Origin of the sequence: Amycolatopsis jejuensis (genome assembly GCF_000717335.1) — a bacterium.
In the GTDB taxonomy this organism is placed as follows: domain Bacteria; phylum Actinomycetota; class Actinomycetes; order Mycobacteriales; family Pseudonocardiaceae; genus Amycolatopsis; species Amycolatopsis jejuensis.
In genome coordinates this window covers 203,072-217,872 of record NZ_JNYZ01000001.1, presented here as the reverse complement: position 1 = coordinate 217,872, position 14,801 = coordinate 203,072, and the positions used below count along the sequence as shown (strand labels likewise).

The following is a 14,801-nucleotide window of genomic DNA, read 5'->3' as shown; positions in this document are numbered from 1 at the left end:
CCGGAGCGCTTGCCAACCGGTGGCGCAGGCAGTTCCCGGCGCTTGTGATGGACAGGCACGCGGTCCGGCGGTTATGGTCGTAGCCAGGCCTTAAACGTGTAAGGTCAGAGTTGTCCCCGGAGGCGGCCCGCGTGGCTGCCACGGCCGGTCCGGCCGCCGGGTGAAACGTTCTAGGGAGCTTCAGGTGGCCAAAGACGTCTTCCGGGAAGTCCTGCAGCATCGGATCGACGCCGGTGACTGGTCGGTCGGGCGGTGGTGGGACGAGTCCCGCATCCCGCTCGGCAGCATCGACCGGCGGCTGTCCGACCTGATCGATCTGCGCGGTAAGAAAGCGCTGGTCACCGGCGGGGCCGGGATCAACCTCGGGCAGGCCTGCGTCAACCGCCTGGCGGGTTCGGGCGCCGACGTCGCGGTGGTCGACCTGTCCGCCGCCGCGGTCAAGGCCGCCGGTCGCACGTACCACCGGGAGCCGCCGGACGCCGCGGCGGTCGCCGATGCCGCGGCGCGGAAGTGGGGGGCGAAGGTCATCGCCGTCGAGGGCGACGTGCTCGAATGGGACTCGCTCACCCAGGTGTACCGCGAAGTCGCGGAACGGCTCGGGGGCATCGACATCGTCGTGAACAATGCGATCGACGCCGCGGTGGGCGATTTCGAAACCCTCTCGGTGGAAGACATCGACCGCACGATCCGGGGCACGCTGCGAGGCACCCTGTATTCGTCGCGGATCGCCCTCGACTACCTGATTCCGCAGCGCAGCGGCCGGATCATCAACGTGGGCTCCGACGCCGGTGGCACGCACGTCCCCTGGCTCACGCTGTACGGCTCGCTGAAGGCCGGTGTCGCCCAGTTCACCCGGTTCCTCGGCCGGGAGGTCGGCCACCACGGGATCCAGGTCATGGGCGTCGCGCCGGGGTCGATGTGGGGGCCGGGACGGCCGCTGCCGCCGGAGGTACCCGAATCGCTCGCGCCGCTGGCCCGCACCGCGCTCGAACGGTTCCAGCTGCCGGAGGAGATCGCCAACATGGTGGCCTTCCTGGCGTCCGACGCGAGCAGCGCGATGAACGGCGTGATGATCGAAATGGGCGGCGGGCTGTCGGTCTAGCGGGTTCTCCCGCGGTTACGAAAGAACGGAGTGCACATGGCAGCCGGTAACCCCGATTCGTCGTGGGCGGCGGAGGGTTACGACGCCGAAGCCGTCCGGAGGAAGTACCGGGAGGAACGGGACAAGCGGGTCCGCGCGGACGGGCCGGACCAGTACCGCGTGGTCGCGGGCGATCCGGTAGTGGGCAAGTATGCCGAGGATCCCTACGCCGAGCGTGCCGAGCGGGCGCCGGTGACCGACGAGGTCGAGGTCGCGGTGATCGGGGCCGGGTTCGCGGGCATGCTGCTCGGCGCGCGGATGCGGCAGATCGGCGTCGAGCGGGTCCGGGTGGTCGAGGCAGGCGGGGATTTCGGCGGCACCTGGTACTGGAACCGTTATCCCGGCGTGGCCTGTGACGTCGAATCGTACGTGTACCTCCCGCTGCTGGAGGAGGTCGGCTACGTCCCGACGGAGAAATACGCCAAAGGGCCGGAGATTTTCGAGTACTGCCGCCGGTTCGCCCGGCACTTCGACCTCTACCGCGACGCGTTGCTGCACACCAGGGTCACCGACCTGCGGTGGAACGAGGAGGACGCGGTGTGGATCGTGTCGACCGACCGCGGCGACCGGTTCCGGGCCCGCTACGTCTGCATGACTTTCGGTACCTTCCTGCACCCGAAACTTCCCGGCATCCCCGGGATCGAGGACTTCAAAGGCAGGAGCTTCCACACCTCGCGCTGGGATTTCGGGTACACCGGCGGGGACAGCTACGGCAACCTGGAGCATCTCCGCGACAAACGGGTCGGCGTGATCGGCAGTGGCGCAACGGGTGTGCAGGTCGTGCCCATGGTCGCCAAGGACGCCAAGGAACTGGTGGTCTTCCAGCGCACGCCGGCCATCGTCGACGTCCGCGAAAACCGTCCCACCGACCCGGCATGGGCCGCGGCACTGGCGCCGGGCTGGCAGCGCGAGCGGATCGAGAACTTCTCCGCCTGCATCGCCGGGGAAAGCCCCGAGGTGGACCTGGTGGACGACGCCTGGACGCGGGTGTTCCACAACTTCCGCAAGACGAGGTCGGTGACCGAATCGGAAGCGGAGACGATGGAACTGATCGACTTCCGGCACATGGAGACGATCCGCGGCCGCATCGCGGGTCTCGTCGACGATCCGGCGACGGCGGAGGCGCTCAAGCCGTACTACCGTTTTCTGTGCAAGCGCCCGTGTTTCCACGACGAGTACCTGCAGGCCTTCAACCGGCCGAACGTGACCCTGGTGGACACTGCAGGCAAGGGCCCGGACGCGGTCAGCGAAAACGGGGTCGTCGTCGGCGGGAAGGAATACCCGCTCGACTGCCTGATCTTCGCCACGGGATTCGCGAGCATCCGGCAGAACCTGCGCGACCGCCTGGGTTACGACGTCCACGGCCCGAACGGGCAGGCGCTGAGCGACAAGTGGAAAGACGGGATTTCGACGCTTTTCGGCACGCAGACCCACGGATTCCCGAACTTCTTCATCGTTTCCTATTTCCAGTCCGGGATCGCGTCGAACCAGGCGCATACTTTGGATGTCTTGTCGCAGCACATTTCGACGGTGGTCCGTGAGGCTCGTGACCGCAATGCCCGCACGGTCGACATCACCGAGGACGCCGAGGACGACTGGGTCCGGACGGTGGTCGCATCGTCCACCGCTTCGGCGGAGTTCCTGGAGTCGTGCACGCCCTCGTACTACAACAACGAAGGCAGGCCGAACGTCGCGCTGTTCCGCCGCAATGGTCCTTATGCAGCAGGCATCCTGCCGTTCAGCCGGTTGCTCGAGAACTGGCGGTCCACCGGGGACTACGCCGGGCTCGTGTTCACGCTGTGACCACGGGGGAAGAGATCGACCGATGCGTGCGAGCCACTTACGCCGAGTATTTCGCCGCCTTCCAGCGCGATCCGCCCTCCGCCGGCCGGTACTTCACGGTGCCGGTTTTCCGGGTGGCGCAGGGTCGGGTCACGGTTTTCGCCACGCGGTGGGAATTGTGTTCTTGGCTGCGGAGTTTCGGGGAAAGCCTCGCCGTCCGTGGCTACCGTTCGTCTCTCATGGAGACGCTCGAGGTGACCGCGCTCGACGGGACTCTCGCGCAGGTACGAGCCCGGGGCACCCGGCATGATCAGGACGGGGTTGTCTTCGGGCGGTTCGATGTGCTGTACACCTTTGCCCGCCCGGATCCGGGTGGGGAATGGATGATCGCCGGCCTCACTTCGGCCGGCTCGAGCCGAGGTGACGGGCGGCCGGTCCGGCAGGGGGCCGGACGATGGCCGGGCTGACGTCGGTCGACGCGGGTCGAGGCGTTGGGGCAGGAGACGGTCAGCGGCCCCGGCCCGGCCGGGGATCCCCGGGTTCACTTCGGCCGACCAAGGCCGACGTTGTCGGATCGGACGACGGCGGGCCCCCGGCTCGGGCGGGGAATGGACTGTCACGGGGCTCATGCCGGTCGACGCGGGTCGAGGTCTTGGCTCAGGTGACGGGTGGGTGGTCCGGACCCGGCCCGGGATGGGGCGATCGCTGGGCTCACGCCGGCCGGTCCGGGTCGAGGTCGTCGGATCAGACGACGGCGGGTGCCCGGCCCGGCGGGGCGAGCGTGTCGGCGAGAGTCGTCAGGCACCCGGTCTTCGAGGCGTCCGTCGCCCGCCATGCGACGCCCAGTTGCATGCGCTCGCCGTGGTCGTCGAGTTCGGTGAATTCGAGTTCGTCGAGATCGAGCAGCGCGCCGGTCGCCGTGTCCTTCGCCTTCGGGATGACGAGGAGCTCGCCCGTCCGGCGCAGTCGCGATTGGACAGTCACGAGCTCGGCGAACTCGATCTGCCCGACGCGCCGGTGCCCGGCTTCGGTGAGGTGCCGCACCATCCGCTCCGTGGCGTCGGCGTTGAGCACCGCGGGCAGCACGAGCACCGGCCGGTCCTGCCGGTTTCGGTCCGGCAGCGGATATCCGGCGAGATAATGCCGGTACTCCGCGACCACCCGGCACTTGATCCCCGGCACATCGAGCGGCAGATGAACCAGCGCGAGATCCAGCTCCCCGAACTGCAGCCGGCGGATGAGCTCACTGGACATCGCCTCGTCGATCTCGAACTGCGTCTGCACCTCGGCCGCCGCCCTGCGCAGCCGATCGGCAAAACGCTGTGCGGCCCAAGGTGTACTGCCCAGCCGGAGCGGTTTCGGCTCCTCATCCCGCACGACGCCGGCAAGGCGAAGCATCTCGAGCGCAGTCGGGAGGATTTCTTCCGCGGCCCGGGTCATGACCAGCTCGTGGTACCGCCGCTCGAACAACACTTTCCCGAGCTCCCGCTCAAGCTCCCGCACAGTCCGGCTGACCGGTGAAGGAGTCAAGTCCAGCACTGCAGCGGCTTTGGTGACATTTTGCTCCCGCGCAACAGTGACGAAGACCTCGAGATGCCGAAGTTCCATCTGTAGATGATAGGCCGGATGCCACTGGGTAGCCCGTGTTTCCGGGAATCGTTGCGGTGAACACGATGTGGAGTCGGAGATGCCTGGGCGACGCGACGGTGGCTCGCCGCGTCGGCGGCAGGATTCGCAGTGGCGGCCGGGCGCGGGCAAGACCGTCCCGGTGCGATGGGCACCGGTGGCTGATGGCGGAAGCCTCCGGCAGCCGGCCGGAGCAGGAGGCGGAGGACAATGGCGATGGGGATGTACACGGGCGGTTCCGGGGGAGGAGCATGACGGCCCGGGCGGCGGCTGATCCGGCTATCCGGGTCCGGGGTCTCGAGAAGTCGTACGGGAAGCTGCCGGTCTTGCGGGGCGCGGGCAGCATTTTCGCGTTGCTCGGGTCCAAACGGGGCGGGCATGACCACGACGGTGCGGATTCTCGCGACGTTGCTCAACGCCGATGCGGGGACGGCCGGGGTCAACGGTTTCGAGGTCGCGACGCAGCCGGCGAAGGTGCGGGAGTCCATCAGCCTCCCCGGGCAATTCGCTGCGGTCGACGAGATCCTCAGCGGCCGGGAGAATCTCGTCCTGGTCGCCCGGCTGCGGTGCCTCGGGAATCCGGGCGCGGTCGCGGACACTCTGCGGCAGCGGTTCTCGCTGGCCGACGCGAGCGGGCGGCGGGTGGCGACCTGTTCGGGGGGCATGCGCAGGCGGCTGGACATCGCGATGAGCCTCATCGGGGGTTCGCCGGTGATCTTCCTGGACGAGCCGACCACCGGGCTCGATCCGGCGGCGCGGACCGGGTGTGGGACGTCGTGACGGGCCTCGCCGCGAGCGGGACCACGGTGCTGCTGACGACCCGGCACCTCGACGAGGCCGAGCAGCTCGCGATCCTGCATGAGGGCCGGATCATCGTGAACGGCACCCTCGCCGAGTTCGAGCGGCTGCTTCCTCCTGCCGAGGTCGAATACGTCGAAAAGCAGCCGACGCTGGAGGACGTCTTCTTCGCCGTCGTCGGCGCGGGCAAGAGCAAGGCGGGGGAAGAAGGATGACCACGTGACTGGGTCAAGCGGACGCTTGCCCCGGGCGCGACCATCGCCACCTTCGCCAACGGCGCGTTGTCCTACCGGGCTGGGGTCGGTATCACGGTTATCGACGTTCTGGGCTTGACCGACGAGCACATCGCCCGGAACGGCGTCCGGGGTGTGAACGCGGTCGGGCTTGCCGGGCACATCGCGAGTGATTACCGGTACGTCACGAAGGTCAGGAAACCCGCCATCGCCCTCGACACCGGTGCCGCCTAACACCGGACGTCTACGCCGATGACTACGAAACCGCGACGTTCCGACGAACCGGAACCGGCGGCTGGGTCTCGGTTCATGTCCGCCACTCACCGCATGCGCCACCGGCTCGGCACCTGCGACGAACTGAGCCGCATCACGGATGACGGCCGGGTAACCAATACTTCTTCAGCTGCTCGAACACCTCCACCACCTGCGGACGCCGATCGTCGCGAAGCCGCACCAGACCCACTTCCACCGGCTCCAGGTCCTCGATCGGCACGAACGCCAGGTCGGCGCGCTGGTAATGCTCGGCCAGCATTCCCGACGTGATCGCCATTCCCTTGCCCGCGGCCACGAACGCGCACATTTCCTCGACCGTCCGCACCGGGGGCCCCACCACGACCGGGCCGTCGCCGTGGTGGGGGCGGGGTTCGCCGAGCCAGTAGTCGCGGTTCATTTCCGGGGTGTCGCCGAATCCGGGGTCCAGGATGGGCTCACCGGCGATGTCGAGGACCGACACCGAGGGCCTCGTGGCGAGGGCGTGGCCGGCGGGCAGCAGGGCGACCCGCGGGGAAAGCGCCATTCCGACGGCGGCGTAGTCCGGCGCCGCGGCACCGACGGGGTATTGCATGAAGGCGACGTCCACCCGCCCCGATCGCAGCGCTGCGTGTTCCTCGCCCCACACCAGGTGCACCGGGAGTACCTCGACGCTGGGCACTTTCACCGCGGCGAGGGTCAGGTGGCTCGGGGTGCTCGAGGCGAAACCGATGGCCACCCGGATGCGTTCGACGTCGTGACCCGCTCGCCGGGCGCGGCCTTCGGCGCGGCGGGCGGCCTCGAGGATTCCTGCGGCGTCTTCGCGGAGGGACCGCCCGGCCGGGGTCAGCACCAGGCCGACGCCGGGGTTTTGCTTGTTGCGAAGGAAAAGGGTGCAGTCGAGTTCGTGTTCCAGGCGCAGAATGCTCTGGCTCAACGCGGGCTGCGACACGTGGAGCTCGAGTGCGGCAGCGGTGAAGCTGCGTGCCTCCGCGACCGCGGCGAAGTACCGCAACTGCCGAAGTTCCACCGTGCCATCACCTCTTCACCGGGGCCAGCGCAGGTTATTCAAGCATCTTATAACCACAGTCGCAAAGCGTATTTGCCGCCGGGTTCGGGCGCGGCTTACGGTCGGCAATGCAGGAAAGCACCGCCTGAATCCCGAGGAGTCCCGTGGACAACGAACGGTCGGCCGAGCACCCGGTAGCCGGGCGGGACCTCGTGGCGCTGCCCAAGGCGCACGTCCACGTGCACCTCGACGGCTCATATCCGCTGGCGGCCGTCCGCGCGCTCGCCGCGAAACGCGGGATCGACTTCGACGTGCCGCGGAGTTTTCCCGATGTGTGGTCTTTCTTCGCCGCGTACGTGACGATGCCCGCCTTGGTGGACCACTTGGCCGACCTTGCCGGCCTGTGCGCGGAGTTGGTTCGCGCCGAAGCGGCCAAGGGAGTCTGGTACCTGGAGCCGGCGATCGAGCCGCAGCTGTACGCGCCCCGGCTGGGCAGCCTGGCGGAGGTCACCCACGTGATGGTGACGGCCCTGCAGGATGCCGGGCGCGCAACGGGGATCGAGGTCGGGGCGAATCTCACCGTCAACACCGACCAGGATCTGCCGATCGCCGACGATCTCGCGCGGCTCGCGGCGCAGTACGCCGGCCACGGGGTGACTGCCTTCGGGACGGCGGGCTTCGAGGAGCCGGCCGGGCTCGGCAGGTTCGCGCGGGCGGCGGACATCGCGCGCGCCGCGGGACTCCAGGTCGTGGCGCACGCCGGGCAGACCGGCGGCCCGGACAGTGTCCTCGAAGCGCTGGACGAGCTCGGGGCGACGCGCCTGTCGCACGGAGTACGTGCGGTGTCCAGCGACGACTTGCTCAAGCGCCTGGCCGACCAGCAGATCGCGTGCGACGTGTGCCCGGTTTCCAACGTCGGTCTCGGGGTGAGCCGTTCGCTGCCGGAGCACGAGGCGCCCGCGCTCATCAGGGCCGGAGTTCCGGTGACCCTCAATGCGGACGACGAGCTCTGGTTCGGCGCGAGCGTCGTCGACCAGTACCGCGTCGCCCGGGAGCAGTGGGGGATGAGCGACGCCGACCTGGCCGGCATCGCCCGTAACGGCCTGCTGGTGGCCGGGATGAGCGACGCCACGAGGAGCCGGTATCAGGACGCACTCGCGGCGTGGCTGGCCGCGTCCCCGGGCTGATTTCGCCCGGGTACCAGCCATTCCCGCGCCGCCACCCACCAGCGCGTCCCTTCTCGTGCACGGAGAAACCATGAAACAGATCATTCTCGGGGCTTTCGAGATCAACGGGGTGAACCTGACCAGCCAAGGCGTCTGGGCGCACCCCGACCAGCACACGCACCGCTACAAGGACCTGTCCTACTGGATCGAGCTCGCCCGGCTGCTCGAACGCGGGTTCTTCGACTTCCTTTTCCTCGCGGATTCCTACGGTTATCCGTCGCTGGGCGGCGAAACGCCGGAGGTGGCGTTCCGGCAGGCGGTGGAAATCCCGAAAAACGACCCGATGCTGCTGATCCCGGCGCTGGCCGCGGCCACCGAGCACCTGTCCTTCGCCGTCACGTCGTCGTCGACGTTCGAGCAGCCCTACGCCAACGCCCGCCGCTTCGCGACGCTCGATCACCTGACCGGCGGCCGGATCGCCTGGAACGTCGTGACCACGAGCAGCGCGGTCGTGGCGGACTTGTTCGGCCGGGAGCCGGTCGCGCACGACGAGCGGTACGCGATGGCCCAGGATTTCCTGACGCTCAGCTACAAGCTCCTGGAAGGATCCTGGGAGGACGGGTCGGTGCTCGCCGACAAGGCGGCCCGGCGCTACGCGGACCCGGCGAAGATCCACCAGGTGGTGCACGAAGGGCCGTACTACCGGTCCACCGGGTACTTCAACTGCGAACCCTCGCCCCAGCGGGTTCCGGTGCTCGTCCAGGCCGGTGCGTCCGCGACCGGGCGGGCGTTCGCCGCGGCCAACGCGGAACTGGTTTTCCTGCAAGGGAAAGATGCGCCGATGCTGCGAGAGCAGGTGGCCGACCTCCGGCGCCGGGCGGGGGAGCAGGGGCGCGACCCGGATTCGGTCAAGACGATCTCCGGCCTGTCCGTGGTCACCGCGCCCACCCGGGAAGAGGCCGAACGCAAGCTCGACGATTATCTGTCCTATGTGGACCCCGAGGCGGCGCGCGTCTACTACGCGAGCATGACCGGCATCGACCTGGCCGCCCTCGATCCGGACGCGCATTTTTCCACCGTGCGCACCGAAGGCGGCCGGACCCAGGTGGAGCGGTACAAGGACAGCACCGTCCGCGAGGCCACCGCGGACTTCCTGCGCCGCGGAATGCGGGAGTTCATCCTCACCGGGACCCCGCAGGAACTGGCCGAAGAGATCGGCCGGCTGGTCGAGGACACCGGGCTCGACGGATTCAACTACACGCCGTTCGTGTCCCCGGGCTCGTATGCGGACCTGGTCGACGACGTCATCCCCGAGCTGCAGAAGCTCGGCCTGGTCCGCGAAAACTACGGCCGGGGCACGTTCCGGGAGCGCCTGTTCGGCTCGGCGCACCTGCCTGCCGACCATCCCGCGGCGCAGTTCCGGCCGGGCCGGGAAGCGGGCGCCTGATGCCCGCCTCCCTGGCCCGGTACGAGGGAAACGCCGCGGAGCTGCGACGGGTCTACTCGTCGTTCCCGTCCGGGATCGTCGCGCTGCTGGCGCGGGTCGAGGGGGAACCGCAGGGCATGGTGGCAGCGAGTTTCACGGTCGGGGTGTCGATGGATCCGCCGTTGGTGTCCTGTGCGGTACAACGGGTTTCGGCGACCTGGCCGGTGCTGAAATCCGCTGCGGTCATCGGGGTTTCCGTGCTGGCCGCGGACCACGGCGGGCTCGCCCGCCGGCTGGGGGCAGCCGACCGCGCCGAGCGGTTCACCGAGGTCCCGCTGCGCAGCGCCGGCACGTCGGCGCTGTTCGTCGCCGGGGCGCCTGCCTGGTTCGAATGCGCGGTGGCCGGTGAGTTCCCGGCCGGCGACCACACCGTCGCGCTGCTGGAAGTGCTCCGCTGCGGAGCGGATCCCCGGCCGGACCCGTTGGTGTTCCACGGCTCGTCGTTCCGGCGGCTCCGGCCCGCCGGCGACCGGCCCGCCCCTGCCGAGGAGGCCTGATGTCCACGAACCGGGACCCGAGTTTCAGCGTCGAGCTGAACGGGATCAACCAGATTGCCGAGGCGGAGCGGAAAGGCAAGCCGCGGGACCTGTTCTGGCCCTGGTTCGCCGGGAACCTGTCGGTCCTCGCGGTGAGCTACGGATCGTTCCTGCTGGGTTTCGGCATCTCGTGGTGGCAGGCCACCCTGGTCTCGCTGGCGGGAGTGGTCGCGTCGTACGTGCTGTGCGGGCTCGTCTCGATCGCCGGGAAGCGGGCGTCGGCACCGACCATGACCATCAGCCGGGCCGCGTTCGGCGTGCGCGGGAACCGGTTTCCCTCCACCGTGTCGTGGCTGCTCACGGTGGGCTGGGAAACCGCGCTCGTGGTCGTGGCCGTGCTGGCCACCGCCACGATCTTCGAACGGCTCGGCTGGAACGGCGGCGCCGGGACGAAGATCGTCGCGCTGGCGATCGTCGTGGGGCTGATCGTGTCCGGCGGGACCCTGGGGTTCGACCTCATCATGCGGATGCAGAAATGGATCACCTGGATCGCCGGCGCGTTGACCGTGCTGTACATCGCCTTCGCCGCCGGGCACATCGACTTCAGCAAGCTCGGCCAGCTGCCCTCGGCGGGAGCGCCGGCCGTGGTCGGGGCCCTGATCTTCACGATGACCGGGTTCGGCCTCGGCTGGGTCAACGCGGCCGCCGACTACTCGCGCTACCTGCCGCGTTCGGCTTCCGGCGCCGGGGTGGTCTGGTGGACCGTGCTCGGCTGCTCGCTCGGCCCGGCCGTGCTGCTGGTGTTCGGGATCCTGCTCGCGGGTTCGTCGGCGGACCTCAACACGGCCATCGCGCAGGACCCGGTCGGTGCCCTGACCACCATCCTGCCCACCTGGTTCCCGGTCCCGTTCGCCGTGGTGACCGTGCTCGGCCTGGCCAGTGGGGCGGTCATGGACATCTACTCGTCCGGGCTCGCGCTGCTCAACGTGGGCCTGCGGATGCCCCGGTGGGCCGCGGTCGGCGTCGACGGCTGCATCATGCTCGCCGGGTCGATCTACGTGATCTTCTTCGCCACCGGCTTTCTCGCGCCGTTCCAAGGGTTCCTGATCACCCTCGGCGTTCCCGTCGCAGCGTGGTGCGGGGTGTTTCTCGGCGACCTCCTGTTGCGCAAACGGCCTTACGTGGAAGCCGACCTCTTCACGAACCGCGGCCGGTACGGCAGCACCCGGTGGCTGGCCGTCGCACTCGTGGTCGTGCCGTCCGGCATCGGCTGGGGCCTGGTCACCAACAGCGTCGCACCGTGGCTGGCGTGGCAGGGCTACCTGCTGGGCCCGCTCGGCCTCGGCGGCACGTCCGGGCAGTGGGCGGCGGCCAACCTGGGGGTCGTGATCGCACTGGCGCTCGGTTTCGCCGGCTATGTGCTGCTCGGCCGGGCCACCGTCCGCACTCAGGAAACCGTCCCGGCCCAACCGGCCACCGAACCACAAGCAGAGGGCGTGAAATGACGGAATACCAGCCGGCACCCGCACGATACGAACAGCTGCCGTACCGGAGGGCCGGCCGCAGCGGGCTGTCCCTTCCGGCGATCTCGCTGGGGCTGTGGCAGAACTTCGGCGGCGAGACCCCGCTGGACACCCAGCGCGCCATCCTCCAGCGCGCCTTCGACCTCGGCGTCACCCACTTCGATCTCGCCAACAACTACGGCCCGCCGTACGGCAGCGCTGAGGAAAATTTCGGCCGGATCCTGGCCGAGGATCTCGCCCGGTACCGCGACGAGATCGTCGTCTCGACCAAGGCCGGGTACGACATGTGGCCGGGCCCCTACGGCGAATGGGGGTCGCGCAAGCACCTGCTGTCCAGCCTGGACCAGTCACTCGCCCGGACGGGACTGGACTATGTGGACATCTTCTACTCCCACCGGTCGGACCCGGATACCCCGCTGGAAGAGACGATGGGTGCACTGCACACCGCCGTCACCTCCGGCCGCGCCCTGTATGCCGGGATCTCCAGCTACTCCCCGAAACGCACCGCCGAGGCCGCCCGGATTCTCCGGGAGATGGGCACTCCGCTGCTCATCCACCAGCCGTCGTACTCTATGTTCAACCGCTGGATCGAGGACGAGCTGCTCGACACCCTGCGCGCACTGGGCACCGGGTGCATCGCCTTTTCCCCGCTCGCCCAGGGACTCCTGACCGACCGCTACCTCGACGGCATCCCGGCCGGTTCCCGCGCGTCCCGCAACGGTTCGGTGAAGTCGTCGATGCTGACCGACGACGCGTTGTCCCGGATCCGCAGCCTCGCCACGATCGCCGCCGAGCGCGGCCAATCCCTGGCGCAGCTGGCCCTGTCGTGGGCACTGCGGGACCCGAGGGTGACGTCGGTGCTCGTCGGAGTGTCCAGCGTGCGGCAACTGGAGGACAACCTCGCTGCGACGGCCAATCTGGAGTTCGACCCGGCCGAACTTGCGGCGATCGACAAGGAAGCTGTTGATCTGGGGATCAATCTGTGGCATCAGTCCAGTGTGGACTGATGCGGCTCAGCCGAATCGGGTCGTAACCCGGGAATCGTCAGCAGGCGGCGGGGATTGCCGATTGTCATCCGGTCGATCTGGTCCTGCGTCACGCCTCCCCGGCGCAGGTATTCGCTGAACCAGCCGGTAGCAGCCGCGGTCGGCGAGGGACCGCTGATAGTCCAGGGCCCGGCCGAACTCGAGGTCCGGATGCGCGAGCGACGGATCCTGGTGCCCGAGTACCACGCGGGTGAGGTCGGCGCCCGCGGAGTCCAGGAGGTCGAGGATCTCGTGCCCGGTGCGGCCGGGCGGGTGGACGTGCTCGGCCCGCCGAAGGCGCTCGCCTTCGCGTTCCTGGGGGTCGGCGCCTGGACGCAGAACTGGCTCGACCCGCGCGGTGAGCTCACGCCGCGGGAAGTCGGGGAGATGTTCGGCACCTTGGTTGTCGACGGCCTCAAAGACGGTTCTTTCCCGGCGAAAACCCGCAAGCGCTGAAGGCCCGTCCTCTTCGTTCTGCCGGGTACGGACAACTGAGAAGAGGGCAGCGGGCAAGCCACCGGTACTCGTTGACATGACGGCCGGTGCTTCACTACCTTGGTAACATACCAACTGGTCGGTCTCTGATCGATCCGGAACGTGGTGGCTACCGGTGAGGAGGTAAATGTGGTGAGCCGGGAACGGGTCGAGGCGGTCGCCGACGGCCTCGGTGTGCCAGGCATTCTGGTGAACAATGCCGGGACCATCCGAGACAATCTGCTGGCGAAAATGAGCGCCGGTGATGGGGACCAGGTGATGGGAGTCCATTTGCGTGGCGCATTCCTCAAGGCCCGGGCCACCCAAGCGCACACGAGCGAGCAGGGCTGGGGGCGGATCGTCACCATGTCCAGTGCGTCAGGGCTGGGCAACCGCGGGCACGCGGCGGCCAAGGCCGGATTGCGGGGGTTCACGAGGACGCCGATCGGGACTCCGGACGACGTCGCGGCGGTGGTCTCGTTCTTCGCCGGTGAGGAGTCGGGCCAAGTGCTTTACGTGGCCGGCGGGCCGAGGGGATGAGCGAGATGGGCGGAGATGTCACGCTTGAGCGCACGGGCGGGGTAGCCGTGCTCACCATCGACAACGTCGAGGTGAAGAATGCGCTCACCCCCGAACTGGGCGCGAAACTGTCCGACCTGTGCGACGAAATCGATGCCGACGCGTCGATCGGCGCGGCTGTGATCCGCGGAGCGGGCGGCACGTTCTGTTCCGGTGCGGATCGGCGCCGCTGGATTCCCGGTGCAGACCAGGCCGAGGACACGACGTTCAAGGAGTTCGGCCGCGTCTACTCCGCGTTCATGCGGGTGGGTTCCCTTCAGGTACCGACTGTTGCGGCCATTCGTGGTGCGGCCGTCGGCGCCGGAATGAACCTGGCGCTGGCGACCGATCTCCGGGTCGTCGGGCGCAACGCTCGCCTGCTGGCCGGGTTCTTGCGGATCGGCCTGCACCCCGGTGGCGGCTTCTTCACCATCGCCGCGCGGACGGCCGGGCGGGAGGCGACCGCGGCGATGGGCCTGTTCAGCGAGGAAATCGACGGGGAACACGCTGTACGTATCGGTTTCGCATGGACCGCCGTGGACGACGCGGACGTCGAAGAGGTCGCCCTGCGCCTGGCATCCCGCCCGGCCAAGGATCCCGAGCTGGCGCGCGAGGCGGTGCGTTCGTTCCGCACCGAGGCCGGACCGCCCGGAATCGGCTGGGAGGCGGCGCTGCATTTCGAGCGCGCGACCCAGATGTGGTCACAGCGCCGCCGCCAGACCTCATGACGGAGGAGAGTAGGAGTCCACGGTGGGAATGTGGTTCGAAGACTTCATTGTCGGCGAGATGTTCGAGACGGTTGCGCGCACCGTGACCGAAGCCGACGTCGTGACGTTCTCCGGCCTGTCCGGGGACATGCACCCCCTGCACACCGACGCCGAATACGCGAAGGCGACGCCGTTCGGGCAGCGGGTGGTGCACGGAGCCCTGGTGCTGTCGCTGGCGGTGGGTCTGCGCGGACGCACCGGACGCTTCGACGACACCCTCATCGCGTTCCTCGAAATCCGGTCGTGGCAGTTCCGCCGCCCGGTCTTCATCGGCGACACCGTCCACGCCCGCAACGAGGTGGTCGAGGCCCGGGCGAGCAGCAAGCCCGGCCGCGGTGTCGTCGTGCAGCGCGTCGAGGTGGTGAACCAGGAGGGCGAGGTCGTCCAGTCCGGTGACATGGTGACGCTGGTACGGCAACGTCCCTGAGCGAGTTCACCCGAACGGAGTGGGCCTCCTGCCGTAACGGAGATCAGCGGCGCCGCGACCC

17 protein-coding genes and 1 pseudogene are annotated in these 14,801 nt (G+C 68.8%); 15 read left to right on the top strand and 3 right to left on the bottom strand.

Annotated features, from left to right (window positions below):
- Positions 1-184 precede the first annotated feature (184 nt).
- Genes OO71_RS00995 through OO71_RS00985 form a run of 3 tightly spaced genes read left to right on the top strand, consistent with a single transcriptional unit; the run spans position 185 to position 3,390 of the window.
- Positions 185-1,102, top strand: a complete 918-nt coding sequence (locus tag OO71_RS00995) for an SDR family NAD(P)-dependent oxidoreductase (RefSeq protein ID WP_033287639.1) — start codon at positions 185-187, stop codon at positions 1,100-1,102.
- Between the two features lie 36 nt (positions 1,103-1,138).
- Positions 1,139-2,944, top strand: coding sequence for a flavin-containing monooxygenase (locus OO71_RS00990; RefSeq protein WP_033287638.1), 1,806 nt, complete (start codon positions 1,139-1,141; stop codon positions 2,942-2,944).
- On the top strand, positions 2,941-3,390 hold the full coding sequence (locus tag OO71_RS00985) for a DUF6841 family protein (protein ID WP_033287637.1): 450 nt from the start codon (positions 2,941-2,943) through the stop codon (positions 3,388-3,390). Before OO71_RS00990 ends, OO71_RS00985 begins: the two co-directional genes overlap by 4 nt.
- A 277-nt stretch (positions 3,391-3,667) precedes the next feature.
- On the opposite strand, the gene OO71_RS00980 is transcribed toward OO71_RS00985, so the two are convergent.
- Complete coding sequence (locus OO71_RS00980; RefSeq protein WP_033287636.1) at positions 3,668-4,531, bottom strand: LysR family transcriptional regulator; 864 nt, start codon at positions 4,529-4,531, stop codon at positions 3,668-3,670.
- A 396-nt stretch (positions 4,532-4,927) separates the two neighbouring features.
- Here OO71_RS00980 and OO71_RS53195 point away from each other — a divergent pair, with 396 nt between their 5' ends.
- From OO71_RS53195 to OO71_RS49830, 3 genes are all read left to right on the top strand, one after another.
- Positions 4,928-5,329, top strand: coding sequence for an ATP-binding cassette domain-containing protein (locus tag OO71_RS53195; protein ID WP_425388636.1), 402 nt, complete (start codon positions 4,928-4,930; stop codon positions 5,327-5,329).
- Positions 5,326-5,562 (top strand): ATP-binding cassette domain-containing protein, encoded by a 237-nt coding sequence (locus OO71_RS53190; RefSeq protein WP_425388635.1) that lies wholly within the window; start codon positions 5,326-5,328, stop codon positions 5,560-5,562. The genes OO71_RS53195 and OO71_RS53190 overlap by 4 nt, the downstream gene beginning before the upstream one ends.
- 114 nt (positions 5,563-5,676) lie before the next feature.
- The gene (locus OO71_RS49830; RefSeq protein WP_156096108.1) at positions 5,677-5,814 is read left to right on the top strand and encodes a hypothetical protein; all 138 of its coding nucleotides are present in this window, start codon (positions 5,677-5,679) and stop codon (positions 5,812-5,814) included.
- A 133-nt stretch (positions 5,815-5,947) separates the two neighbouring features.
- Here the strand turns inward: OO71_RS49830 and OO71_RS00970 are convergent, their stop codons facing one another.
- Positions 5,948-6,859, bottom strand: coding sequence for a LysR family transcriptional regulator (locus OO71_RS00970; protein WP_033287635.1), 912 nt, complete (start codon positions 6,857-6,859; stop codon positions 5,948-5,950).
- A gap of 143 nt (positions 6,860-7,002) precedes the next feature.
- Here OO71_RS00970 and add point away from each other — a divergent pair, with 143 nt between their 5' ends.
- The 5 genes from add to mgrA all read left to right on the top strand — a co-directional run bounded on the left by add (position 7,003) and on the right by mgrA (position 12,496).
- The gene (gene add / locus OO71_RS00965) at positions 7,003-8,025 is read left to right on the top strand and encodes an adenosine deaminase (RefSeq protein WP_051790872.1); all 1,023 of its coding nucleotides are present in this window, start codon (positions 7,003-7,005) and stop codon (positions 8,023-8,025) included.
- Between the two features lie 70 nt (positions 8,026-8,095).
- Complete coding sequence (locus OO71_RS00960; protein ID WP_033287634.1) at positions 8,096-9,451, top strand: NtaA/DmoA family FMN-dependent monooxygenase; 1,356 nt, start codon at positions 8,096-8,098, stop codon at positions 9,449-9,451.
- Positions 9,451-9,987 carry a flavin reductase family protein gene (locus OO71_RS00955; RefSeq protein WP_051790871.1) on the top strand — a complete coding sequence of 179 codons (537 nt, stop codon included), beginning with the start codon at positions 9,451-9,453 and terminating at the stop codon, positions 9,985-9,987. The genes OO71_RS00960 and OO71_RS00955 overlap by 1 nt, the downstream gene beginning before the upstream one ends.
- On the top strand, positions 9,987-11,471 hold the full coding sequence (locus tag OO71_RS00950; RefSeq protein ID WP_033287633.1) for a purine-cytosine permease family protein: 1,485 nt from the start codon (positions 9,987-9,989) through the stop codon (positions 11,469-11,471). Before OO71_RS00955 ends, OO71_RS00950 begins: the two co-directional genes overlap by 1 nt.
- Entirely contained in the window at positions 11,468-12,496 is a 1,029-nt protein-coding gene (gene mgrA / locus OO71_RS00945) for an L-glyceraldehyde 3-phosphate reductase (RefSeq protein WP_033287632.1), read from the top strand. Before OO71_RS00950 ends, mgrA begins: the two co-directional genes overlap by 4 nt.
- Before the next feature lie 6 nt (positions 12,497-12,502).
- Here the strand turns inward: mgrA and OO71_RS53185 are convergent, their stop codons facing one another.
- Positions 12,503-12,853 (bottom strand): amidohydrolase family protein, encoded by a 351-nt coding sequence (locus OO71_RS53185; RefSeq protein WP_425388641.1) that lies wholly within the window; start codon positions 12,851-12,853, stop codon positions 12,503-12,505.
- Between OO71_RS53185 and OO71_RS53180 the strand changes: the two genes are divergently transcribed.
- From OO71_RS53180 to OO71_RS00925, 4 genes and pseudogenes are all read left to right on the top strand, one after another.
- Positions 12,767-12,970 carry a TetR-type transcription factor C-terminal domain-containing protein gene (locus tag OO71_RS53180; RefSeq protein WP_425388640.1) on the top strand — a complete coding sequence of 68 codons (204 nt, stop codon included), beginning with the start codon at positions 12,767-12,769 and terminating at the stop codon, positions 12,968-12,970. The genes OO71_RS53185 and OO71_RS53180 overlap by 87 nt on opposite strands.
- Before the next feature lie 186 nt (positions 12,971-13,156).
- Positions 13,157-13,528, top strand: a pseudogene (locus OO71_RS00935) (SDR family NAD(P)-dependent oxidoreductase); the annotation flags it as partial.
- Between the two features lie 5 nt (positions 13,529-13,533).
- Positions 13,534-14,274: an enoyl-CoA hydratase-related protein gene (locus OO71_RS00930; protein ID WP_033287631.1), complete on the top strand. Its 741-nt coding sequence runs from the start codon at positions 13,534-13,536 to the stop codon at positions 14,272-14,274.
- Between the two features lie 28 nt (positions 14,275-14,302).
- A complete protein-coding gene (locus OO71_RS00925; RefSeq protein WP_033287630.1) occupies positions 14,303-14,740 on the top strand; it encodes a MaoC/PaaZ C-terminal domain-containing protein in 438 nt (145 codons plus the stop codon).
- Positions 14,741-14,801: the final 61 nt, after the last annotated feature.